This window comes from Chitinophaga sp. CB10, assembly GCA_001870995.2.
In the GTDB taxonomy this organism is placed as follows: Bacteria; Bacteroidota; Bacteroidia; order Chitinophagales; family Chitinophagaceae; genus Chitinophaga.
The window spans coordinates 78,449-102,806 of record MLAV02000011.1 but is presented as its reverse complement, the minus strand read 5'-3'; the positions used below and the strand labels follow the sequence as shown (position 1 = coordinate 102,806).

The 24,358-nt window shown below is 48.4% G+C and carries 22 protein-coding genes; 15 read left to right on the top strand and 7 right to left on the bottom strand.

Translation table 11 applies throughout. The features are described 5' to 3' along the window. Window positions 1–237: 237 nt before the first annotated feature. From BOC67_RS16485 to BOC67_RS16465, 5 genes are all read left to right on the top strand, one after another. On the top strand, window positions 238–1,524 hold the full coding sequence (locus BOC67_RS16485; RefSeq protein WP_291911722.1) for an SUMF1/EgtB/PvdO family nonheme iron enzyme: 1,287 nt from the start codon (window positions 238–240) through the stop codon (window positions 1,522–1,524). Window positions 1,525–1,658: 134 nt separating this feature from the next. Continuing rightward, entirely contained in the window at window positions 1,659–2,405 is a 747-nt protein-coding gene (gldL, locus tag BOC67_RS16480; protein WP_291911721.1) for a gliding motility protein GldL, read from the top strand. A gap of 53 nt (window positions 2,406–2,458) precedes the next feature. Beyond that, window positions 2,459–4,000, top strand: a complete 1,542-nt coding sequence (gene gldM, locus BOC67_RS16475) for a gliding motility protein GldM (RefSeq protein WP_291911720.1) — start codon at window positions 2,459–2,461, stop codon at window positions 3,998–4,000. Between the two features lie 22 nt (window positions 4,001–4,022). Continuing rightward, the gene (gene gldN, locus BOC67_RS16470) at window positions 4,023–5,048 is read left to right on the top strand and encodes a gliding motility protein GldN (RefSeq protein WP_291911718.1); all 1,026 of its coding nucleotides are present in this window, start codon (window positions 4,023–4,025) and stop codon (window positions 5,046–5,048) included. A gap of 88 nt (window positions 5,049–5,136) precedes the next feature. Beyond that, window positions 5,137–5,721 (top strand): DinB family protein, encoded by a 585-nt coding sequence (locus tag BOC67_RS16465; protein WP_291911717.1) that lies wholly within the window; start codon window positions 5,137–5,139, stop codon window positions 5,719–5,721. Here BOC67_RS16465 and uvrC read toward each other — a convergent pair. From uvrC to gpmI, 3 genes are all read right to left on the bottom strand, one after another. Then, window positions 5,693–7,546 (bottom strand): excinuclease ABC subunit UvrC, encoded by a 1,854-nt coding sequence (gene uvrC / locus BOC67_RS16460; protein ID WP_291911716.1) that lies wholly within the window; start codon window positions 7,544–7,546, stop codon window positions 5,693–5,695. The genes BOC67_RS16465 and uvrC overlap by 29 nt on opposite strands. A 2-nt stretch (window positions 7,547–7,548) precedes the next feature. Further along, on the bottom strand, window positions 7,549–8,133 hold the full coding sequence (locus BOC67_RS16455) for a hypothetical protein (RefSeq protein WP_291911715.1): 585 nt from the start codon (window positions 8,131–8,133) through the stop codon (window positions 7,549–7,551). A 299-nt stretch (window positions 8,134–8,432) separates the two neighbouring features. Further along, a complete protein-coding gene (gene gpmI, locus BOC67_RS16450; RefSeq protein ID WP_291911714.1) occupies window positions 8,433–9,956 on the bottom strand; it encodes a 2,3-bisphosphoglycerate-independent phosphoglycerate mutase in 1,524 nt (507 codons plus the stop codon). A gap of 298 nt (window positions 9,957–10,254) precedes the next feature. Here gpmI and BOC67_RS16445 point away from each other — a divergent pair, with 298 nt between their 5' ends. The 4 genes from BOC67_RS16445 (at window position 10,255) to BOC67_RS16430 (ending at window position 12,871) form a co-directional block, all read left to right on the top strand. Further along, the gene (locus tag BOC67_RS16445) at window positions 10,255–10,665 is read left to right on the top strand and encodes a DUF4783 domain-containing protein (RefSeq protein ID WP_291911713.1); all 411 of its coding nucleotides are present in this window, start codon (window positions 10,255–10,257) and stop codon (window positions 10,663–10,665) included. Window positions 10,666–10,776: 111 nt separating this feature from the next. Further along, entirely contained in the window at window positions 10,777–11,628 is an 852-nt protein-coding gene (nadC, locus tag BOC67_RS16440) for a carboxylating nicotinate-nucleotide diphosphorylase (protein WP_291911712.1), read from the top strand. A gap of 9 nt (window positions 11,629–11,637) precedes the next feature. Beyond that, on the top strand, window positions 11,638–12,516 hold the full coding sequence (locus BOC67_RS16435) for a diacylglycerol kinase family protein (RefSeq protein WP_291911711.1): 879 nt from the start codon (window positions 11,638–11,640) through the stop codon (window positions 12,514–12,516). Between the two features lie 19 nt (window positions 12,517–12,535). Continuing rightward, the gene (locus BOC67_RS16430; protein WP_291911710.1) at window positions 12,536–12,871 is read left to right on the top strand and encodes a translation initiation factor; all 336 of its coding nucleotides are present in this window, start codon (window positions 12,536–12,538) and stop codon (window positions 12,869–12,871) included. A gap of 76 nt (window positions 12,872–12,947) precedes the next feature. Here the strand turns inward: BOC67_RS16430 and BOC67_RS16425 are convergent, their stop codons facing one another. The 3 genes from BOC67_RS16425 to BOC67_RS16415 form a co-directional block, all read right to left on the bottom strand. Further along, entirely contained in the window at window positions 12,948–13,946 is a 999-nt protein-coding gene (locus tag BOC67_RS16425; protein WP_291911709.1) for an aldo/keto reductase, read from the bottom strand. Window positions 13,947–14,036: 90 nt separating this feature from the next. Next, the gene (locus BOC67_RS16420; RefSeq protein ID WP_291911708.1) at window positions 14,037–14,975 is read right to left on the bottom strand and encodes an AraC family transcriptional regulator; all 939 of its coding nucleotides are present in this window, start codon (window positions 14,973–14,975) and stop codon (window positions 14,037–14,039) included. A gap of 282 nt (window positions 14,976–15,257) precedes the next feature. Continuing rightward, window positions 15,258–15,998, bottom strand: a complete 741-nt coding sequence (locus BOC67_RS16415; RefSeq protein ID WP_291911707.1) for a biotin--[acetyl-CoA-carboxylase] ligase — start codon at window positions 15,996–15,998, stop codon at window positions 15,258–15,260. A gap of 159 nt (window positions 15,999–16,157) precedes the next feature. On the opposite strand from BOC67_RS16415, the gene rsfS reads away from it, so the two are divergent. The 4 genes from rsfS to BOC67_RS16395 all read left to right on the top strand — a co-directional run bounded on the left by rsfS (window position 16,158) and on the right by BOC67_RS16395 (window position 20,106). Further along, the gene (gene rsfS / locus BOC67_RS16410; RefSeq protein WP_291911706.1) at window positions 16,158–16,559 is read left to right on the top strand and encodes a ribosome silencing factor; all 402 of its coding nucleotides are present in this window, start codon (window positions 16,158–16,160) and stop codon (window positions 16,557–16,559) included. A 76-nt stretch (window positions 16,560–16,635) separates the two neighbouring features. Then, the gene (gene ftsH, locus BOC67_RS16405; RefSeq protein ID WP_291911705.1) at window positions 16,636–18,666 is read left to right on the top strand and encodes an ATP-dependent zinc metalloprotease FtsH; all 2,031 of its coding nucleotides are present in this window, start codon (window positions 16,636–16,638) and stop codon (window positions 18,664–18,666) included. A gap of 134 nt (window positions 18,667–18,800) precedes the next feature. Next, complete coding sequence (locus tag BOC67_RS16400; RefSeq protein WP_245805667.1) at window positions 18,801–19,310, top strand: lactate utilization protein; 510 nt, start codon at window positions 18,801–18,803, stop codon at window positions 19,308–19,310. A gap of 1 nt (window position 19,311) precedes the next feature. Beyond that, window positions 19,312–20,106 (top strand): UDP-2,3-diacylglucosamine diphosphatase, encoded by a 795-nt coding sequence (locus tag BOC67_RS16395; protein WP_291911704.1) that lies wholly within the window; start codon window positions 19,312–19,314, stop codon window positions 20,104–20,106. Here the strand turns inward: BOC67_RS16395 and recO are convergent. Continuing rightward, window positions 20,095–20,832, bottom strand: a complete 738-nt coding sequence (gene recO / locus BOC67_RS16390) for a DNA repair protein RecO (RefSeq protein WP_291911703.1) — start codon at window positions 20,830–20,832, stop codon at window positions 20,095–20,097. The genes BOC67_RS16395 and recO overlap by 12 nt on opposite strands. 91 nt (window positions 20,833–20,923) lie before the next feature. Here recO and BOC67_RS16385 point away from each other — a divergent pair, with 91 nt between their 5' ends. Continuing rightward, the gene (locus BOC67_RS16385; protein ID WP_291911702.1) at window positions 20,924–23,332 is read left to right on the top strand and encodes an efflux RND transporter permease subunit; all 2,409 of its coding nucleotides are present in this window, start codon (window positions 20,924–20,926) and stop codon (window positions 23,330–23,332) included. Window positions 23,333–23,575: 243 nt separating this feature from the next. Continuing rightward, window positions 23,576–24,277: a hypothetical protein gene (locus BOC67_RS16380; protein WP_291911701.1), complete on the top strand. Its 702-nt coding sequence runs from the start codon at window positions 23,576–23,578 to the stop codon at window positions 24,275–24,277. Window positions 24,278–24,358 lie beyond the last annotated feature (81 nt).

The following is a 24,358-nucleotide window of genomic DNA, read 5'->3' as shown; positions in this document are numbered from 1 at the left end:
TATAAATTGAAAAATGTTATTATATGGATATAATAAAATGTTAAAAAATACGTTTAAATTAGTTACCGGGTCGCAGTATGTGGAATTGAAAAAGTTGGATAAAAAGTAACTACGGATTAAAATTAATTATTACATTTGCTATCTTTCATATAAACGCAGCGGGTGATAATATGAGAAAAAGTGTTCCCTTGTTTACTGGCAAAAACACCTGGCTGGTTAATAGAAAAACATATTCTGATGAAAGCTACCCTTATGAAGCTTAACTATTTAAGAGGTCTGTTGGCAATTTTGCTGGTTTCCCTGCTTGCCAGCTGTGGAGGTAGTAAAACCCCCAAAAATGCGCAAGGGCAACTGATTGGCGTTAGTCCACGACCAAAGTATTATCCCCCTGTACCCTATGGAATGGTTTACGTACAACCAGGAACATTCCATATGGGACCTAGTGACGAGGATGTGAACTACGCGTTTACAGCCCGTAACAAGTCTATTTCCATTTCCGGCTTCTACATGGATGCTACGGAAATCACCAATAACGAATACCGCCAGTTTGTGGATTGGGTTCGTGACTCCATCGCGCATATCCTGCTCGGCCATGTGAAGCAGGAAGATGGGCAGGACGTGATCGACTGGAAGCAGAAGATCAACTGGAAAGACAAGGGAATCACCGAAAAGCTGGATGCTATCATCTACTCCGAAGCGGATCGCCTGTACGGCCGCAAGGATATCGACGTGGGAAAACTGATTTACCACCAGGAAACTTTCAACTGGGATAAAGCCAAGTTGAGAGAAAATGCCGGTAAACCGCGTTCCCAGTTCATCGTGAAAAAAGACGTGCCCATTTATCCGGACACGCTGTGCTGGATCAGGGACTTCTCATATGCCTACAACGAGCCGATGACCCGTATGTACTTCTGGCACCCGGCATTCGACAACTATCCGGTAGTAGGCGTAAACTGGCACCAGGCTACCGCCTTCTGCGAATGGAGAAGTAAGTTCTGGGAAGACTATCGTACCTCTAAGAAATTATTCACGGAAGATAAATTCCAGCTGCCGTCTGAAGCGCAGTGGGAATACGCCGCCCGCGGTGGTAGAGAACAAACTCCTTACCCATGGGGTGGTTACTATATCCGCAATAAAAAAGGATGTCTGCTGGCCAACTTCAAACCAGGCCGCGGTAACTATCCGGAAGATGGCGGATTCTACACCGTTCGCGCAGACGCCTACTGGCCTAACGACTACGGCCTGTACTGCATGGCTGGTAACGTAGCGGAGTGGACTGCGGATATCTTCTACGAAAATGCTTATTCCTTTACCTCTGATATGAACCCGTATTTAAGAATGGATGTTCCGGATGATGCGCCGCTGAAAATGAAACGTAAGGCCATCAGGGGAGGATCCTGGAAAGATATCGGCTATTTCCTTCAGACTGGTACCAGGACATATGAGTATCAAGACAGTGCTAAGTCTTACGTAGGTTTCAGATGCACCATTGCGCTGAGCCGCAGGAGCAAAGGACGTCACTAAGGTAAATGGCTGGAATTATTAAAAACAATTAAAGCCTTTAAGTTATGATGTACACTATCCGCAAATCGTTGAGTAATAACTATTCCATACAGAAATTTAACACTAAACACTTTAACCAGATTAAATTTTAACCTATGGCTATGAATCCTAAGAAAGCTAGCTGGCTGAACTTTTTCGTATGTATTGCAGCCTCTATTGTAATTATAGGCGCACTTTTTAAACTGCAGCACTGGCGCGGAGCTGATATCGCGCTGATCGTTGGTCTTAGCGTAGAGGCCCTCATCTTCTTTGTTTACGCATTCGTTCCGGACACCAGTGGCGGTCATGCTGAAGGCGGCGCCGTTGTGGTGGCGGGCAGCCCTGCCGTTGCCGGCCTCGACAAAATGCTCCAGGAAGCGGACATCACGCCTGCTAACCTGCAACGCCTGAGCGAAAACTTCCAGAAACTGGGTACCACTGTTGACAAAATGAGAGATATCAGCGATGTAGTAGCCGCCACCGGCGATTACACTGCCAAAACACGTGAAGCTGCCGCCGCTATCGGCAACGTAGCCAGCGCGTACACACAGGCTGCTTCTGCGGTATCTTCCTTCAACAGCGCTTCTGAATCTACTAAAGAATTCCATGTTCAGATGCAGGGTATGACCAAAAACCTGGCTTCCCTCAACGCGATCTATGAGCTGGAAATGCAGGATACCAACAACCACCTCAAAGCAATGAACAAATTCTACAGCAACCTGCAGAATACTTCAGCCGCTATGAGCAACAGCATCGAAGATGCTAAAAAAGCACAGGAACAAATCACACTGCTTGCTAAAAACCTCAGCAACCTCAACACTGTTTACGGTAACATGCTGAGCGCTATGCACGGTGCCAGATAAGGAAATGCTACTAGTTTCGAATCAAAAACATTCTTAAATTCTGAAAACAAACTATGGCACTACCTAAAGATCCCCGGCAGAAGATGATCAACATCATGTACCTGGTCTTGACGGCCATGCTGGCGTTGAACGTCTCTGCTGAAATATTGAACGCATTTACTATCGTTAATAACTCTATCAATACCTCCAACAGTTCCATCACTGAGAAAAACGACGTAGTTTATGCTCAGTTCGCAAAACAAATGGAATCTGATGCCGCCAAAGCCGGTCCCTACAAACAAAAGGCCGACCTGGTAAAAGCTGCCTCCAAAGAAGCTTTCGACTATATCGAAGGCCTGAAAAAAACAATTATCACGGAAGCAGGCGGTTTGGATGAAAACGGTCAGATCAAAGGTATGAGCGACCTCGACGCGCCTACCCGCGTAATGGAAAACAATAAGAAAGGTCCTGAACTGGAAGCTAAACTGAAAGCGCTCCGCAATCAGTTCCTCTCCTACGTTTCCGCTACCGATAAACCGGCTTTCGAAAAATCACTCCCGCTCAAAATTGAAGTTGGTAAATCCAACGGCCATGATACCGAAACCAAAAAAACATGGACCACCTACCACTTCAACATGGTTCCAACTATCGCAGCTGTAACCATCCTGAGCAAATTCCAGAACGATATCAAAAACTCTGAAGCCGCAATCATTGACAACCTGTTCAAACAGATCAGTGAAAAAGACTTCAAATTCGACAAAATCAGACCTTTCATTTCCCTGAACTCCAAAAACCTGATGGATGGTCAGGAACTGGTAGCAAGCATCGCAGTGGGTGCATACAGCTCTACTGTGAATCCTTCTATCACCGTGAATGGTCAAACAATTGAAGCGCACGACGGTCTGGGTACCTTCAGAACTACTGCCAGCGGTATCGGTGAAAAAACCATCTCTGGTACAGTAACACTGCCTTCCCCTAACGGTGGCGAACCACAGTCCTTCCCTTTTACCGAAACTTATAATGTAGGTGCTTCCAGCACTTCCATCTCTGCAGATAAAATGAACGTACTGTACATCGGCGTACAAAACCCGATCTCTATCTCTGCAGCAGGCGTACCGGCTGAAAGTGTTTCTGCTTCCCTCTCCGGAAATGGCAGCATTACTAAAAAATCAGCAGGTACTTATGTAGTGAACGTTTCTTCTCCGGGTAAAGCTGTTATCAACGTAGTAGCCAATATCGACGGTAAAACCCGTTCCCTCGGCCAGAAGGAATTCCGCGTAAAACGCGTGCCGGATCCAACCCTCCAGGTTGGTACCTATAAAGGCGGTAGCGTTAAAGCAGCTGAATTCAGAATCCAGCAAGGTGTTCGCGCAGTATTGGAAGATTTCGAATTTGAAGGTGTTAAATACGATGTAGTTGGTTTCCGTATCGGTATCGAATCAAGAGGTAAAGAATACCAGGAAGGCGATGCTTCATCTCCTTACTTCCCTGCTAACCTCGCGGCTTCTATCCGTTCACTGCGACCAGGTGATATCGTTCACATCGATAACGTAAAAGTAAAAGGACCGGACGGCGTTGTTCGTACCATGCCTTCTACTATGTATAAATTAAACTAACGGATTAATTAATTGCTGAAATATGCGAGCAGTAATCTTTAACAGAATTGGTTGGTGTACCATGTTGCTGGTAATGCTGGCAACAGCAGCTGAAGCGCAGCGCCGTGGCGGTACCACCCGCCGCAGAACTGCAACCCAGGCTGCCCCTCCTCAACAAGACCCCAACGCGCCGGTAGTGAACCCGGCAACAGGTAACGCTGTTGCTACTCCTCCGCCCCCAACGCCTACAGCCGCCCCCGCAGCTGCAGGCCCTGTGGATACGCCGCGTAAATCGCTGCGTGTCGACGGTGTGGTAGAACGTAACCTCGCGAGAGAACGCGTACCTATCGTGTACGACTACATCCGCGAAGATGACCGTTTCTGGGAAAAACGCGTTTGGCAAATCATTGACGTGAGGGAAAAAATCAACCTGCCTTTCCAATACAACGTTGAGGATGAAGCAGGTACCAATCAGCTGTTTATCAACATTCTGCTCACTGCAATTAAAAACAAGGAAGTAGAAGCCTTCAATCCTATTGACGACCGCTTCACTACCGTAATGCCGTACGAAGAGATCGAAAAGAAAATCTCCGGGGAAGAAAGACAGGTGCGTTCCATCGACCCTGTTACCGGCGAAGAAAAGCTGGTAACCACCCGCGACGACTTCGATCCGAATACCATCAAGCAATACAAGATCAAAGAAGTATGGGTGTTTGACAAAGAAGCCTCTCAGCTCAAAGTCCGCATCCTCGGTATTGCCCCGCTGATGTCCCGTATGAACGAAGACGGCTCCGTTCGCGCCTCCATCCCGCTGTTCTGGGTGTACTACCCTGATATGCGCCCTGTGCTGGCTAAATACGATGTGTACAACCAGAATAACGACGCATCTACCATCAGCTGGGAAGACCTGTTCGAAATGCGCTTCTTTGGCAGTTATATCGTGAAGGAAAACAACACCTATAACCGCGAAATCAAAGATTACATCAAAGACGGTGTAATGCGCCTCCTGGAAGGTCAGGCCATCAAAGACCGTATCTTCAACAAAGAACAGGACCTCTGGCAGTATTAATCGCTACATCTGACCTTGATCATACAGAAAAGGCAATCAGTATCACTGATTGCCTTTTCTTTTATAGCTTTGTTGAAAATTGTAGCAGATGGCCCCCGTTAATTCCCAGCAATTCCTGCAACAACTTAAAAACCAGGTGACGGAAGCCCGCCGCCTGGCTGAGTCACATTTCGGCGGACAGCCGGAAGCTACCCTGCTGCAACAGCCGGAACCCGGCAGCTGGAGCGCAATCCAATGCCTCGAACACCTGAATTCCTACGGTCGCTTCTACCTCCCGGCATTGGGAAAAGCCATTGAACAGGCAGTCATAAAAGGAACCAGGGCCAATGCCGCTTTTCGCAGCGGCCTGGTAGGCGGCTGGTTTACCCGCCTTATGCTGCCGGATGCCAACGGTAAGCCTAAATCCAAAATGCAGGCGCCAAAGGACCATCAGCCGGTTCCCCAGCTCTCTGCGGATAAAGTACTGAAAGAATTCATTGAACAACAGGTGGAAATGGAAAGTCTGCTGGTGGCAGCCACCCGCATTAACCTGGAAAAAGTAAAAGTCCCTACTTCCCTGTCAAACTTCATCCGTATGTCCGCCGGGGATACCTTTGCCTTCCTCATCGCGCATATGCAGCGGCACCTGCGCCAGGCGGAAAGAGCTATTGTGGCTGCGGCGCATCCGTATTAACATCAGCGTTGGCGCCACCGGCCTCGGGATGGAAATAATCCCATATGATTTTTGCTTTCGCATTGCCCACTTCCTTCGCCAGGTCGTCCTGGGAGAGCTGCTTGATTTTATTGACGGAACGGAAGGTTTTCAGTAACTGTGTGGCCGTTGTCTGCCCGATGCCCCTGATGCCTTCCAGCTCGTTTTTAAACGTGCCCTTGGAGCGTTTATTCCGGTGGAAGGTAATCCCAAAACGGTGAACCTCATCGCGGATGCGGCGGATCAGCTTCAGGCTTTCGCTGTTGAAAGGCAGCTTGATACTCTCGGAATCGCCGGGAAAAAAGATCTCCTCCTCATTTTTGGCCAGGCCTACCACCGTCATACTGCCAATCAGGTTCAGCGCCCGGATGCTTTCCATAGCGGCGCCCAGTTGCCCCTTACCGCCATCGATGATCACCAGCTGCGGTAGCGGCTCGTTTTCCGCCAGCAGCCGGCTGTAACGGCGGTGTACTACCTCCGTCATGGAAGCGAAGTCGTTGATCCCCTGAACGGTCTTGATATTAAAATGCCGGTAGTCTTTTTTGGAAGCCACCCCGTCTTTAAACACCACGCAGGCGGATACCGGGTAAGCGCCCTGGAAGTTGGAGTTATCGAAACACTCGATATGCACAGGCAACACCGGCAATTCAAGATCGGCCTGCAGCTGGTACAACACCTGCTTGCGCTCCATATCGCTCTTGCCTTCCAGGTGCAGGATCTTTTTGCGGTACAGCTCTTCTTTAAAATAGTTGACGTTTTTCTCGGAGAGTTCCAGCAGCTTTTTCTTATCCCCTCCTTTTGGCACGGTAAGAGTTACCTCATGTTCCGGGTACTCCACCGGGAATGGCACTATAATCTCCCTGTTAACACTTTTAAACACATCCCGCAGGTAAGCGATGGCATATACCAGCACTTCTTCCTCCGTTTCTTCCAGCTGTTTTTCCAGGGTAACGGTTTTCGTGTCGGCAATAGTGCCGTTCAGGATGCGCAGGTAGTTCACATAGGCGTGGTTGCCTTCGCTGATGATGCTGAATACGTCCAGGTTGCCGAGGCGGGTGTTTACAATGGTGGATTTAGCCGAGTAGGCGCGCAGACTTTCGATCTTCTTGCGCATGATCTCCGCCTTTTCAAACTCCATGTTGGTGGCGTAATGCATCATCTCTTCCTTGAAAAGATTCATCACCGGCGCCAGGTTGCCCTTGAGGATGTTTTTCACCTGGGAGAGGTTCTCCCGGTAATCCTCCTCCGTCTGCAAACCCTCGCAGGGGCCTTTACAGTTGCCGAGGTGGTATTCCAGGCATACCTTGAATTTCCCTTTTCGTATATTCTGCTCCGTAAGGTTGAGATTGCAGGTGCGCAGGGGAATGTTGTATTTGATGATCTCCAGCAGCTCCCGCACGCGGCCAACGGAGGTAAACGGCCCCAGGTACTCGCTACCGTCCTTCACCACATTCCTGGTCAGGAATACCCGCGGGAAAGGTTCGTGTTTGATCACGATGTAAGGATACGTTTTATCGTCCTTGAGGTTGATGTTGTATTTCGGCTGGAACTGCTTGATCAGGGAGTTCTCCAGCAGGAACGCATCCTGTTCGGAGTCTACAATGGTAAACTCGATATGGTGGATATGTTCAACGAGTTTCCTCGTTTTATAATTGTCATGGTTTTTTACGAAATAGGAGCTGACACGTTTGCGGAGGCTTTTGGCCTTTCCCACATACAACAAAGTGCCATGCTCGTCGTAGTATTTGTAAATACCTGCCTGTACCGGTATCGTGTGTGAAATGCTTTGAAATTCTGCTCCCGTCATGATTATAGCTGATTTTTAGCTACCGCTTTAACTGATATTTCCACTTCTTTCGGCGAAAGAAAGGCGATTTTCTGGTAGGTATTAATGAGAATAGATTTCCCCCGCTGGTAAACCAGGTGTTCCCTGTATTCATACACAAGGTTGGAAGTATAGGACTGTACGGTCACCTGTTGGATGGTGCCATGCTTGTCCACCTCCATGGTAATTTCTTCCGGGCTGGTTTGCGCTCCCTTTGATTTGTAGATGACGGACTTCCGGCCGGAAAACGGATCGGCCAGCGTCGTGGTATCGTACGCGTCGCGCAGGGAGGGCTTATTCAGGTCGATGTCCAGGAAAGGCTTCAGCAGGTGCTGTACTGCATTGGAGTCCTTACTGTCGAAGGTGGACTTCGCCGCCTGCCCGTTGAGCAGCACGGTCTTTTCCATGGCGCTGCCCGACTGTACCAGCAGTTTTTCTTCCGATTTAAAATAGCCGGGGAGATCGATAAATTTATCAGGTTGCCCTGTAACGGGTTTGTTTTTTATTTGACTGCAGGCGGTAAATGCCAGCATAGATGCCAGTAAAATGAATGCCGGGTGGTTCCTCATACTGCAAAATTAACACTTATCAGGGGGCATAAAAAATGCGCCGTAAAAACGGCGCATCGATGCATGAGCAAATCTGTCGAGAGCACTAAAAATATGAATATCAGTCATGTAGACTGCATTGTAATCGGTTTGTAGCTATTAAACGTCAGTGAATGATCAAATGTTACAGGGTATCAGAAAAAAGGATCGTTTATTTATCTAGTACCTTGTAAAGTTGGCCAGTACCGGGGTTTTACAATAAAGAAGGTTGTCACAAATGTATGCGACAACCTTCAAATAATGCGAAAAAATATAAAATATTACACCAATAAATTTCCGGTCATTTCCGCCGGGATGGGTAACCCCATGAAATGCAGAATGGTAGGAGCAATATCGCCGAGTTTACCGTCTTTTACCTTACCCTGGAAATCCTTGCTGATAATGAAGAACGGTACGAGGTTTAACGTATGTGCAGTATTAGGCGTTCCATCCTCGTTGATCATGAAGTCCGCGTTGCCGTGGTCGGCAGTCAGGAATACTACATAATCGCTGGCCAGTGCGGCAGTTACCACGCGTTCCACGCAACGGTCTACCGTTTCCACCGCTTTTACCGCGGCCTCAAATACGCCGGTATGGCCCACCATGTCCGCATTGGCAAAGTTCAGCGCAATGAAGTCGGCCGATTTGCTTTCCAGCTCCGGTACAATCATATCCGTAATTTCGTTGGCGCTCATTTCAGGCTTCAGGTCGTACGTGGCTACTTTCGGAGAAGGCGCCATGAGGCGGCGTTCACCCTCGAATTCTTTTTCCCGGCCGCCGGAGAAGAAGAAGGAAACGTGCGGGTATTTTTCCGTTTCGGCTATACGTATCTGTTTCAGGCCATGGTTGAAGATGACTTCGCCAAGGGTCATGTTCAGGTTATCGTTTTCGAAGATAACGTGTACATTCTTAAAGGTTTTGTCATATTCAGTCATGGTGGTATAGTACAGGTCCAGCGGTTTCATGCCGAATTCAGGGAATTCCTGCTGGCTGAGTACCTGTGTGATTTCGCGGCAGCGGTCCGTGCGGAAGTTAAAGCAAAGCACGGCGTCCCCCTCCTGGATCGTGGTCAGCGGCTGGCCTTCCGCGTTCGTAGCGATGATAGGTTTGATAAATTCGTCCGTTACGCCTTCCGCGTAAGAAGCTTTTACAGCGGTGATCACATCCTCCGTAGGCGCGCCGATGCCTTTTACCAGCGCATCGTAGGCCAGTTGTACGCGTTCCCAGCGTTTATCGCGGTCCATCGCGTAGTAACGGCCGGTAATAGTGGCAATCTGCCCTACGGATGTTTTCAGGTGAGCGCTGAGGTCTTCCAGGTAGCCCAGCCCGCTCTTTGGATCGGTATCCCGGCCATCGGTGAAGGCATGGATAAATACTTTTTCCACGCCGTTAGCTTTGGCAATGTCTGTCAATGCTTTTAGGTGGCTGATATGAGAGTGTACGCCCCCGTCGCTCACGAGGCCGATGAGGTGTAAAGCCTTGTTATTGTTTTTAGCATGCGCCAGGGTGTCGAGCAACACCTGGTTTTTCGCCAGTTCTCCTTCACGGATCGCTACGTTGATGCGTTGCAGTTCCTGGTACACGATGCGGCCGGCGCCGATGTTGAGGTGCCCCACTTCGGAGTTACCCATCTGCCCTTCCGGTAAACCCACGTCTTCACCGCAGGTAACCAGGTGGCTATGCGGGTATTTGTTATATAAGCTGCTTACAAAAGGTGTCTTAGCGTTTGCAATGGCATCTGCAGAAGGTACTTTACCTTCGCCCCATCCATCCATGATGACGAGAATGGCTCTTTTCTTTTCCATATCCTATTAAGGTTATTTTTAAATTTGTTCCCGGGGGGTGAAAATACTCATATTGCGTTGAAATACTTTCTAAATATTTCGGGCACAAAGGTATTTCACGTTCCGTTAACATGATAAGCGGGCAGGGTTTTATACGGTATTTATATATATGTTTTTAATGATATATAAATGAGATGAAATGGTTACCGGATTAATACCTACCACGATGGTGGGATTTTGTTGACTTACAGGGCCTTTGGCATAGTTTTAGCTTTTAATTTGAGTTGGAAAAATCACATTTTTAATTAAATAACTGACAATGAAAAAGCTTTTGATTGTGCTGGGGATATTGTTGGGAGGAGTTATTTCAGCATTTACGCTGTCGGCAAGCTCGTATGAAGTTTCAGTAGCGGGGCCTTTTGAAGATGTTGTGGGAGCTATCAAACAGGGAGATGTGAATGGCTTATCCCGTTACCTGGATGCGAACGTAGAAATCAACATCGCAGGAAAATCCAATTCCTACAGTAAAGCTCAGGCTGAGATTATTTTAAAGGATTTCTTTGCAAAAAACCAGGTGAAAGCCTTTGAGCTGGTCCACCAGGGTGGGGACGGTTCCCGTTTCGGTATTGGTAACCTGACCACTTCCGGAGGCTCTTACCGCCTGTCCTTCTTCTTGCAGAAGAAAGGTAACTCTATGGTGTTAAATGAACTCCGTTTCGAGAACAAATAGATGTACAACACATAAATTAGTTGAAAAACCCCGCGTGCCCCGCAATAAAATGCGGGGCACTTTTTATTTTTGCGCATCTTGCGGGCAAGAAAGCACCTAAAAATTAAGCGTATGTTAGACCAGGAAGCGCTCAACGCATTTATCAGAAGCGCGTTGGCAGAAGACATCGGAACAGGCGACCACTCCACGCTGGCGAGCATCCCTGCCGATGCCAAAGGGAGCGCCAGGCTCAAAATAAAAGAAGATGGCATACTCGCCGGGATGGAAGTAGCGGAAGCTATTTTCAAATGGCTGGATATGTTCACCGTTTTCACCCCTTTTAAAAAGGACGGAGATCCCATGAAAGCCGGGGAAGTGGCATTCGAAGTGAATGCCGCCGTACATACCCTGCTCATGGGCGAGCGCCTCGTACTCAACTGCATGCAGCGCATGAGCGGTATCGCCACCCTCACCCATCAGTACACAGAAAAACTGAAAGGCTACCATACCCGCATCCTCGATACCCGCAAGACCACGCCCAATTTCCGCATGCTGGAAAAAGAAGCCGTGCGCATTGGCGGTGGGGTAAACCATCGCATGGGATTGTACGATATGATAATGCTGAAGGATAATCACATCGACTTTTCCGGCGGGATCACCGCTGCCGTTACGAAAACAGTAGCTTACCTGCAGCAAAAACATCTCCCCCTGAAAATAGAAGTAGAAACCCGGAACCTGGAAGATGTTAGGGAAGCCCTGGCCGTAGGCCATGTGGACCGTATCATGCTGGATAACTTTACGCCCGACCAGATTGTTGAAGCCATGAAGCTGATCAACGGCCGGGTAGAAACAGAAGCCTCCGGCGGTATCAACCTCGATACCATCGAGGAGTATGCAAAAACCGGGGTGGACTTCATCTCCGTCGGCGCTATTATTCATCACGCCGTGAGCCTGGACTTCAGCCTGAAAGCAATTATTCTATAAACCGCTATATTGAAAAAGATTCTATTTATCATCAACCGGAAAGCCGGCACCGACAGGCAGAAGCGACTCGATGGCGCTATCGCCCGGCACTTCCCTGCCAACGCCTATAACGTGGAGATCACCCACCTGGCCTACCTCGGCCATGGTAAGGACCTGGCGGAAGAAGCGGTGAAAAACGGCGTTCATACCGTGGTGGCCGTAGGCGGCGACGGCTCCATCAATGAAATTGCACAGGGCCTCGTAGGCTCAAATACCGCCCTCGCCATCATCCCCCTGGGCAGTGGCAACGGTTTGGCCAGAGCCCTGAAAATCCCGCTGGACGTAAATAAAGCCATGCAACTCATCGTGGCGGACCAACAGCAGGCTATGGACGTAGGCTACGCCAACGAACACCTCTTCCTCAGCAATGCCGGCGTTGGCTTCGACGCCCTGGTAGCGGAAGAGTTCAGGCACACCACCAAACGCGGCCTGTACGGCTACGCCAAACTCGTCATCCAACGCTTCAACAGCTACCAGCCGGACGCCTATACCATCCATATCGACGGTAACCGGCTGCAGGAAAAAGCCTTCCTGCTCACCGTTGCCAATGGCAACCAGTTCGGCTACGAGTTCAAACTCGCGCCCAACGCCAGTGTTTTCGACGGTATGCTGGACCTCTGTATCATGCCGCCGGTAAAATTCCTGGACCTGATTCCCGTTAGTTTACATTCTCTTCGGGGAAATATTGATAAAACACGTTATCTTAAACATTATACAGGTAAAACAATTACCATTGCCGGTAATAGCCTGCAATTCCTGCAGGTCGACGGGGACGCCGTTCCTTTCACCGGCAACGAAGTAAAACTGCGGGTGCAGGAAAAAGCCATCCGGGTAATTGTTAATTCATAACGCTTAAAATGTTGGGAAGATGTCTAAAAAGAAAGCAAACAATAGTGGTATGGTGTACTCAACAGACCCTAATTTTTCCTTTGAACCGGAGCAGCAGGAAGAAGTGGAAACCCTCCCTCCTGCCAGCCAGTTGCTGAAGGTAAAGCTGGATACCAAACAACGCGCCGGCAAAGTGGTAACCATCGTAGAGGGCTTTGCAGGAAAGGAAGAAGACCTGGAAAAACTGGGAAAGGAGCTGAAAACCAAGTGTGGTACCGGCGGCAGCGTAAAAGACGGGATCATCCTCATCCAGGGAGATTACCGGGAAAAAGTCCTGAAATGGTTGCAGGACTGGGGCTATAAGAAAGCTAAATAAGCGGTAAAAAACTAAATAAACACAAGGGGCTGATAAACATCAGCCCCTTTTTCGTATTTGCTTTTTTAACTAAACCTTATCTGTTTACCAGTTGCATGCCGCCTTCCGAATAACGTTCGCCGGCAACCTGGTTTTTTTGGAGTATGGCTTCAATGGATGCCAGATCCTGTGCATCCAGCTGAATATCAGCAGCGGCAGCATTCTCCTGCAGATACTTTCTGCGTTTGGTGCCTGGGATGGGGATGATGTCATCGCCCTGTGCCAGCAGCCATGCGAGTGAGAGCTGTCCGGTGGTGATACCCTTGCTTTTTGCGAAAGCGCCCAGCGCTTCTACTGTTTGCAGGTTCTGTTCGAAGTTGCCACCCTGAAAACGAGGCAGATTTTTTCTGAAATCGCCATCTGCCAGCTGGCCTGCGCTGGTAAGAGTGCCCGTACTCATACCGCGGCCCAGCGGACTGTAAGCTACCAGTGAAACGCCCAGTTCCCGGGTAGTATTCAGGATGTCGCCTTCCACATCTCTGCTGAAAAGAGAGTACTCTGTCTGCAAAGCTGCGATCGGATGAACAGCGTATGCCTTACGGATGGAAGCGGCACTCGCTTCAGAAAGTCCGAGATAACGCACTTTTCCTTCTTTTACCAGTTCAGCCATGGCGCCCACCATGTCTTCTACCGGTACTTTATCATCGATGCGGTGTGCATAATAGAGATCGATCACGTCTGTGCCCAGTCTTTTCAAACTGGCTTCACAGGCTTGTTTGAGGTATTTAGGCGATCCGTCGAAGTAATAGGAATTATCTTCGTTGAAGCGGAAGCCAAATTTGGTGGCAAGAAAAACTTTGTCCCTTTTGGTGGCGAGTATCTTGGATAGTAACACTTCATTTGCGCCCTGGCCATACATGTCGGCGGTATCCCAAAAGTTAACGCCTAACTCCAGCGCAAGTTCCAGCGTAGCCAGTGATTCATGTTCATTGGCGGCAATCTCCTGCGGATCGCCGTACGCAAATGACATTCCCATGCAACCCAGTCCTATAGCCGATATGGAAGCTTCTGTTTTTCCGAGTTTTCTGTACTGCATAATATTGAGGTTTTGTGATGGCAAATTTAGATGCAGGTACAGGGACTTGGATTGTAGCCTTCAAAGTATTACTTGTGAATTTCAAAGTAATTAATGCTGGCGGAATTCCTGTGGGGATTGCTTGCTGTGGTTCCGGAAGAAGTGCGTAAAGTTGCCGGGGTCCTCAAACCCAAGGCACCAGGCGATTTCAGCGATCTGCCAGTCCGTATGCATGAGCAGGAGCTTCGCTTCCAGCAGTATCCGCTGGCGGATATGCTCGCTGATAGTGCGGCCGGTCACCTGCTTAACGGAGGCGTTGAGGTGGTTCGGGTGCGTATTCAATACCGCAGCAAACTCTTTGGCCGTCTTAATGCTGATCTGCTGATGAGGATGCTCAATCGGGAACTGTTTTTCCAGCTTATCCGTAAAACGGTAAGCCAGTTGCTGCGCCGCCGTGAGGTTTCTTTCCGGCGCCGTAGTATCCATGGCAATCCTTCTGCCTTCCAGTAACAGTAATTTTATGTAAATAAGAATCGCTTCCTGTTTGAAAGCGGCATTTTCCTGGAACTCCCTCGCCAGTTGACGGAAGATGGAACTGAGGTATTCCGCCTGCTCGCCGGTGATGGGGTACACCGCCTGACTTCCCATTTGCAGCAGCGGATAGGTAAGCAGTTCCTGCGGTTGCTTGTAGAACAGCTCCTCCGTAAAAAGGCAGTAATAGCCGTCCTGCTCAGCGCTGGTAGGAATCCAGGACTTAACGGAATGCGGGTTCAGGAAAATGATGGTAGGCTCGGTGATCTCGTAACGCACATCATCTATGGTAAAAATCCCCTCCCCTTTGGTAACCAGCGATATCTTATAGTAATCCCGGCGGGAGGCGCTGATCTCCTCCTTTACCGGATGCTCCTTCCGCGAATAGGCGGCAAAAGTCCCGTTGACAGGTACTTTGGGCTGAACGTCGAAGTGTTGGTAAAGTGAAAGATCGTTGTGTATATCCGTCATTTTAAATGTCCGGATATTGTTGGAGCGGGTTATTCTGTTTGATGACATACTCAAATTTACGCCAACTTCCTGTTAAAAAACAATAACGAAAAATGATAACGAAAAAAATAAGATTGGCTGCAATGCCTGATTTTACTGATGTTTTCGGTAAAATGCAACGTTATTGCATTTTTATTTTTGATAATATTCAAAAGAATTCACAATTTGTTAACGCCTTTATCAACCAAAATCTTGTTATTATAAGAACAAGATAACTCATTCAACCAAATACAGAAAGGACGCTGTTTAGCGTCCTTTTTCCTTTTTATATTTTTTATAATTTTTATTTTTTTAGGAAAGAATAAACTCAATTTCCCCGAAGCTGAACTCGTGACGAACATTATCTATCTCCATCACCATGCCACCGGTATCCAGTATATCCCTTATGGTACCCGTAAAAGAAACGCCGTTTTTCCGGTAGGCCGCTGGAGTATTAAGCCGGAACAAACGGCTTTTATACTCTTCCATAATGGCGGCATAATTCCCGGCTTCCAGTTGCTCAATACGGCGATGGAGGAAGGCGCATAACTCCCTGGCGAAAGTGGGCCCGTCCCAGGTCTTCCCGGTAATCTGGCGCAGGGAAACGGCATGCTTTAACTCCTCCGGGAACCTGGCCTGGTTCAGGTTGACGCCGATACCGATAATGGCATACTGCCAGATAGTACCGCGAATGACGTTTTCTATGAGGATGCCGGCTGCCTTTCTGTCACGCCAGTAAATATCATTTGGCCACTTGATAGCCGTTTCATCCCCGGCAAAGGAGCTGAAGCAGTCATAAGCGCCCAGCGCTACGGCAGCGCTCAGCAAAAACTGCCGGGAAAGTGGCAAGGCCGCAGGTTGCAGGGCGATGGAGAGCGCGCTCACGTCCCCGGGTTCCGCCAGCCATTTTTTACCCCTGGTTCCCTTACCCGCCGTCTGGTACCCTGTAAACCAGGCTGTTCCGGATGTCACCTCCCCGGAATTTACCTGTGCCATGGCATAGTTATTGGTGCTGTCTGTTTTTTCCAGAATATAAAATGGGTGTCCTATCACTTGAATCCTTTTTTAGTCTGTACAAGGCCGGCAAAGTAGTTCATTTTATTGTTTTCTTAACATATTAGGAGGCCCCCATACCATTTTTCTCAAGCTGATATTAAGGCTTGTTTAGTAACTTTGACAATTAAAGATTATTTTTAACAAAAACGTGATTTATTGGCACCCTTAACCGTTCTGAGCACGAGGAAAAAAGCGCAGACGCGCTTAACCAGAGAAAGTGAAATTTTTACCACCATCATTAAGGCCATACAGGAGAAGAAGGGGGAAAATATCGTTTCCCTGGATCTGCGCCAGATTCCTGAAGCAGTGGCCGATTTCTTTATCATATGTGAAGCAAACTCCAACACACAGGTTCGGGCAATCGCCGACTTCGTGGCTGACGAAGTAGAGAAGAAGCTGGGGGAAGCGCCTTACAAACATGAAGGTTTTACCGCTCAGCAATGGATATTGGTTGACTATGTGAATGTTGTGGTACATGTATTCCTGCCGGAAACAAGAAATTTCTATAATCTGGAAGAAATGTGGAGTGACGCCGAAAGGATGGAACACCAGGACTAAAACAAAATCAGCCGATTTCGTATTATTATAATTATAATTCTGATAGCAATAAACATCCGTAAAGGAGCGAAAGATTATGGAAAAAGGAGGCAATAACTTCAACAGAGGGTCAGACAAATCGCCTAAGAAAGGACCTAAGTTTACGATATACTGGGTGTATGCCTTTATTGGTATAGCCCTGCTTGCCATGAACTTACTCGATTTCGGCTCTCATCCAAAAGAGATCAGCTTCCAGGAATTCCAGGTAAACTACCTGAAACCTGGCGACGTAGAACAGCTGGTCGTAGTAAACAAGAAATATGTAGAAGTCTACATAAAGAAAGACAAACTGAAAGAACCTCAATTCAAAGACGTTAACAAAAGCCGCCTGGGTGGTGATAACCCCGGCCCTCATTACCGTTTTACCATTGGTAGCGAAGAGAGCTTCAAGAAAGATATGGACAAAGCCCAGGAGGGCGTGGCGCCTGAAAACCAGGTTAAAATCAAATACGACGAACGGACCAGCTGGTTCGAGCCCGTATTCCAGCTCCTGTTGCCTATCCTGCTGATCATCGGTTTGTGGGTACTGCTGATGCGTAAAGTTGGCGGCCCGGGCGGCGGCGGAAGCGGTGGCCCCGGCGGTATCTTCAACATCGGTAAATCCAAAGCCACCCTGTTCGACAAAGGAACCCGCGTAAACATCACCTTCAACGATGTAGCCGGCCTCGACGAAGCCAAGGTGGAAGTGATGGAAATCGTGGATTTCCTGAAAAATCCTAAAAAATACACCTCCCTCGGTGGTAAAATACCAAAAGGCGCATTGCTGGTAGGCCCTCCGGGTACCGGTAAAACCCTCCTGGCTAAAGCCATGGCCGGGGAAGCGCAGGTGCCTTTCTTCTCCATGTCCGGTTCCGACTTCGTGGAACTGTTCGTGGGCGTGGGTGCCAGCCGCGTACGCGACCTCTTTAAACAGGCCCGCGAAAAAGCGCCGTGTATCATCTTCATCGATGAAATTGATGCGATCGGTCGCGCCAGAGGTAAAAACGTAATGATGAGCAACGATGAGCGGGAAAACACCCTCAACCAGCTGCTCGTGGAAATGGATGGTTTCGGCACCGACAGCGGTATCATCATCCTGGCCGCTACCAACCGCCCGGATGTACTGGACAGCGCCCTGCTGCGCCCGGGCCGTTTCGACCGCCAGATCTCCATCGATAAGCCAGACCTGGCCGGAAGGGAACAGATCTTCCAGGTACACCTGAAACCGATCAAAACCTCCCCCAACCTGGACATCAAGAAACTGGCTTCCATGACGCCCGGCTTTGCCGGCGCTGACATCGCCAACGTTTGTAACGAAGCCGCCCTCATCGCTGCCCGTAAAGGGAAAACAGAGGTGGAAATGGATGACTTTAACGATGCCGTTGACCGTGTGATCGGTGGCCTGGAAAAGAAAAACAAAATCATCTCTCCGGAAGAGAAAGAAGTGATCGCTTACCATGAAGCCGGTCACGCTATCTGCGGATGGTACCTGGAACATGCAAACCCGCTGGTGAAAGTAACCATCGTGCCAAGAGGCGTTGCCGCCCTGGGTTACGCACAGTACCTTCCGAAAGAACAATACCTCTACAATACCGAACAACTGATGGACGATATCTGCATGACCCTCGGCGGCCGCGCAGTAGAAGAGATCGTTTTCGGTAAGATTTCCACCGGCGCGCAGAACGACCTGCAGGTAATCACCCGCATGGCCTACGCAATGGTAACCGTTTACGGTATGAACGATAAAGTAGGTAATGTATCCTTCTATGATCCAAACAACGATCAGGCGTTTACAAAACCCTACTCCGAAGAAACCGCTAAGCTGATCGATGAAGAAGTAAGAAAACTGATCGACAGCGCTTATGTCAGAACGAAAAACCTGCTCACAGAAAGACTGGAACAGGTGAAAATCCTCGCTTCCGAACTGCTGAAAAGCGAAGTGCTGTACCAGGCGGACCTGGAAAGGCTGATCGGAAAACGTCCGTTCGACATCAATAAGGAACACCATGCAAGCAAAGAAGGATTTACGACAGACGGCGTTCACCCATCTGATATCATTAATCCATCACCATCACCTGCAAATGCGTAATTAGTCATATGAAGGTTTCTCCTGCCAAGGAAAATATTCTGAAGCGAGTACGAAATGCTTTAAGTCAGTCAGTACAGTTGCCCTTCCCTAACTCGGAGGGCAACACTGCTGTCTTTAAGACAGAGAGCGAAGGAATGGAAATCAGGTTCGCTGAAGAGTTTACCCGCCTGCAGGGAAAATTTGTTTTCTGCGCAGGTAAAACGGAACTGATCGAAAATTTACGCGCACTCTGCGACAACAAGGAATGGCACAATGTACACTGCCAGACCCCTTCCCTGCTCAAGCACCTGCATACGGACGAGCTGCCCTGCCTCAACCAGGGCAACATGCACGATGCGGATGCCGCTATTACTGACGTAGAGTACCTGGTAGCGCGCACGGGAACCGTTGTGCTGAGCGCGGCCCAGCCTAGCGGCAGAGCCCTGCCGGTTTACGCCCCTGTGCATATCATGATCGCCTACACGCACCAGCTGGTATTTGACCTGAAGGATGCCCTGCATAAGCTGAAGGACAAATACGGCAACGACCTGCCTTCTGCTATCTCCTTTGCAACAGGCCCCAGCAGAACCGCAGATATCGAAAAAACACTGGTAGTAGGTATTCACGGACCCAAAGAAGTGTACGTATTTTTAGTAGACGAATAGCATGGATATCAATTTGCCTGCGGGCAGAAAAATATATTTTGCCTCAGATTTCCACCTGGGAGTGCCTGATGCCCATACCAGCAGGGAGCGTGAAAAGCTCATCATCAAATGGCTGGAAGAGGCAGAAAAAGACGCCGGACACATCTTCCTTGTCGGCGATATCTTCGATTTCTGGTTTGAATATAAACACGTAATTCCTAAAGGTTATATCCGTATCCTCGGTAAACTGGCCGCTCTTCGCGATAAGGGTATCGGTATTTCCGTTTTTATCGGTAATCACGACATGTGGATGAATGGCTATTTTGAAACCGAGCTGGACATCCCCGTGTACTATGAACCGCAAACCTACACCATTGCCGGGAAGCGCTTTTACATCGGGCATGGGGACGGCCTCGGCCCCGGCGACCACGGTTATAAATTCCTCAAAAAAGTATTCCGCAACCCCGTTTGTAGGTGGTTGTTTTCCGCCCTGCATCCCGCCATTGGTATCGGGATGGCCAATTACTTCAGCCGTAAAAGCAGAGCCGCTACCGGCCAGGATTTAGAGAAATTCCTCGGGGAGGAGAACGAGTGGCTGGCTATTTACAGCAAAGAAGTGCTGCAAAAGGAACATTTCGATTACTTCATCTTCGGACACCGCCACCTGCCGCTGGATATTAAAGTCGGGGAAAACAGCCGTTATATCAACCTGGGCGACTGGCTGAATTACACTTCCTATGCCGTTTTTGACGGGCGGGAAACCACCCTGCACTATTATACGCCGGCAGGAGAAAAAGCTGCCAGGTCAGGCGTCTAGGATGTCATGTAAAATAGGAGGCGATTGCATCTCCACAAAATCAGGCAGGTGTAATCGGAGAAACTCCAGGTAGGCATACAGTAATTTCCTTCTTCTTTCTTTGTTCATTACAATACCCGCCAGTTCTTCCGTAGCCGTGCACTGGTACAGCGCGTCTGTAAACTGGCTCGACTCCGGCTCCAGGTGATGGATATGGTGCGGCGGAAGGTCCGTGTAATGGCCCTCCTGCAGGTCCAGGTAGGGGGTGTATTCCGAATAGCGGCCGTTGATCCTGAACCCCAGGTACTCCCCTACCTTCAGTGTGAAAAATAAGGGCATGTTCGCCGCAACGGGTATTTCCGACTTGTCCAGTACCTCAAAGGCATTTTCCACGAAATAATAGAGTTCCAGGTGTTGCTCCGGTTGTTTCAGGCATTTTTGCAGCAATTCGATCATGTACAGCGCTACGGTATTCTTAACGATGCTGAAATGCAGGGAGCTGAAGATATAGGCAAGTTTGAATTCGGCTATCCGTTGCAGGTTTTTGATCTCCTGGTGGTACACGACGAGGTCGAGTATATTACCCGGCTGCAGCAGGTTGCCGCGGGCGGCTTTGGGCTTGCTGGACCGTACCCCGTTTACAATATAGGATTGCATCCCGAACAGTTCTGTAAAAATGCTTACAATCATGCTCGTGTCGCCGTATTTGACGGTCCTTAGTACTATCCCTCTTGTCTTGTGTAACATATAATCCGCATGCAATTTAGCTAAAAGCAGCGGTTAACAGCCAATCCCTATTTTAATTACCTTTACGCCCTTAACAAATTGAAAAATCCACATGTGGCAACGCTTAGCCAGCTTTGTGCTCAAATTTCGCTTAACACTACTACTGTTATTACTGGTTTCGACGGGTGTGATGGCCTGGTTTGCCAGTAAAGTGCAAATGTCCTATGATTATGTGGCCACGATCCCGCATGATAACCCCAGATACCTTGAATTCCAGCAGTTTAAGAAAAAGTTCGGGGAAGATGGGAATATGATGGTGCTGGGAGTACAAACCGATAAATTTTTCCAGCAGGAATTCTTCCGGGATTACCTCCAACTCAATAAAGATATTAAGGCTATCCACGCCGTGGAAAATATCCTGAGCGTGCCGGCAGCCATCAACCTGGTGAAGAATGACAGCACCAGAAAGCTGGAAGCAGGGCTTTTATTTAAAGGTGATTTAACCTCTCAACAGGAGATTGATAGTCTGGCAGCTGTCTTCAATACCTTACTGTTCTACAAAGGGCTCTTATACAATCCCGATAGCCATGCTTACCTGATGGCGATTTATGTAAACAAGGATGTGTTCAACTCGCCGAAACGAACGGCTGTAGTGGATTCTATTTATAAGATCACCAGGGCGTTTGAAGCAAAGCAACATACAGAAGTGCGGCTGAGCGGGCTCCCGCTGATTCGTACGGTCATGGCCGTTAAAGTGGCGGATGAACTGAAATTATTCCTGAAGATTTCGTTTCTGTTGACAGGGTTGATACTCTTCCTGTTTTTCAGGTCATTCGGCGCCGTTCTGATGTCGATGGTGGTAGTGGCTATCGGCGTGATATGGTCTGTGGCAACCATTGTGCTGATGGGATATAAAATTACGTTGCTGACAGGTTTGATACCATCGTTGATTGTAGTAATTGGGATTCCTAACTGTGTGTACTTTATCAGTAAGTATCATACGGAATATGCAAAGCATAATAACAAAACGCGGGCGTTGGTGCGGATGATACAGCGGATGGGGATTGTTACCTTGTTTACCAACATCACGGCTGCGATTGGATTCGGCGTGTTCTGTTTTACCAACAGCGCTATTTTGAAAGAGTTTGGCGTGGTAGCGGGCGTAAACATCATGCTGATTTTCATGATCTCGTTCGTGTTCCTGCCCAGTGTATTAAGTTATTTACCTGCGCCTAAAACGAAGCATATTTCCTATCGCGAAAGTGGTTTCTTCAGCAGGGTATTACAGTTGCTGGAAACGCTGGTATTCAAATACAGGAAGGCGGTGTATGGTGTGAGCGCCCTGCTGGTGGTATTATCCGTGGTGGGTATGATGCGTTTGCAATCGGTGGGGTATATGCTGGATGATATTCCGCATACCGATAAGCTTTATACCGATTTGAAATTTTTCGAAAAGAATTTTAAGGGCGTAATGCCGCTGGAAATTGCAGTGGATACCAAGCGTAAGAACGGCGTCGTCAATTTGCAGACGCTGGGCAAGCTGGATCAGCTGACGCAGCTGATAGCGGCGCAGCCTGACTTTGCGCGGCCATTGTCCGTAGTGGAAGGGATTAAGTTTGCGAAGCAGGCATACTATAATGGGGATAGCAGCAACTATGCAGTGCCGAATCAGTTTGACTTGGGTTTCCTGGCGCCTTATCTGCGCATGAAAGCCCCTTCCGGCGCGGGCGCCAATACTACTTTTTCCAAACTGGTGAATTCGTTTATGGATAGCACCAAACAGGTGGCGAGGGTGAGTGTAAACATGGCGGACGTGGGTTCCAAACGTTTGCCGGAACTGTTGGACTCCCTGCGGCCTAAAGTCAATGAAATCTTCGACAGCAGTAAGTATAAGGTAACTTTCACCGGCACCAGTGTAATTTTTCAGGAAGGTACGCGGTTTATTATCAGTGGTTTAACGGAGAGTATTATATTGGCCTTTGTACTGATCATGGCCTGTATGCTATACCTGTTCCGCTCCTGGCGGATGGTGATCATTTCATTGGTGCCTAACCTGATTCCGCTGGTGGTAACGGCCGGAGTGATGGGATGGGTAGGCGTGCCGCTGAAGCCTTCTACCGTATTGGTATTCAGCGTGGCGCTGGGGATTGCTATAGATGTGACGATCCGCTTCCTGGTGAATTTCAAGCAGGAGTTACCGCATCATGATTTGAATATCAGTGCGACGGTAAAGCAGACTATACACGAAACAGGGCTGAGTATTATCTATACTTCGCTGATCCTGTTTGCAGGCTTTATGATATTTAGTTTTTCAGAATTTGGCGGCACGAAGGCTTTGGGCTGGTTAACCTCTCTGACCTTAATCGTCGCAATGATCACGAACCTTACAATCCTGCCGGCATTGTTGTTGTGGATGGAGAAGGCATTGTTGAAACAGGCGAAGAAGAAAGCCTTGTGGAAACCGCTGGATGAGGAAGAAGATATCGCTATAGATCAGCTGGGTATGGGTGATAAGGACTAGAAAACCCGGCATAAACAACTTATCAGGAAAATGCAGTGATTACCGTTGGTAGTCACTGCATTTTTCATTTTTGGGGATGTTTTTCTACAGGGAATGCTAAACATTTAGCTAAATCGGACAAAAAAAGTGCGTAAACTAATCTAGTAAAAAACGTTTATCCGCATTAATGACCGTTCGTCACAAAACTGTATATATCCACATAAAAAAATGAGAGGTTTATAATGCCATTCTAACCACTAGTTCATGAAAAACAAATACTTAAAGGGCGCTCACCTGAGTGAGCGGAAATTTAAGGAGATCTTACGGCTGTTTGCCGATGATCTTACAGCCACGCAGATAGCGAATATCAGTGGCGTAAGCCGGGTAACGATTAACAGTTACCTGAAGAAGTTAAGAAGCCAGATTGCGCGTTATTGTGAAACGTTGCATCCTGTGTCTGTCCCTGTTGCTGCAATGTATGAGCGGGAAATGGAATCCCCGCTTGACCAGGACGATGATACCCTGGTAGCAGTGAAGTCCGAGGTAGACAAGGCAGTACGCCCTGTTATCTTCGGCATTGTAAAAGTTGCTGACCGGTTACACACCGAATTGCTCCCTGACGTCAGCCGTTCCATGATTCATGCTGCCACCCGTGGCAGGTCTGTATTGGAGAAGATCAACACGACCGAGCGTTTACGCAATTATTCGGGAGTCGTTGACCTGGGGCAGTATCGCCTGTACAGATTAAGCAGTAAGCCTACCGATGCCTCCGGCACGCCGCAGATGGACGAGGTAGATGCTTTCTGGGGGCTGACCAAGCACCGTTTGGCCAAATTCAAGGGGCTGAACAGAAACACTGCCTATCTGCATTTAAAAGAATGTGAGTTCAGATTTAATTATCGTGGAGATGACCTCTTTACGGTTTTATTGGAAATGCTGAAATCATATCCACTCACTTTATCCTGATTTTTTCACCTAATGGCATTGACCCGGCTGAACGTTTCGGCCGGGTTTTTTTGTTAATTCAACCATTGGTTAACCCTTTAA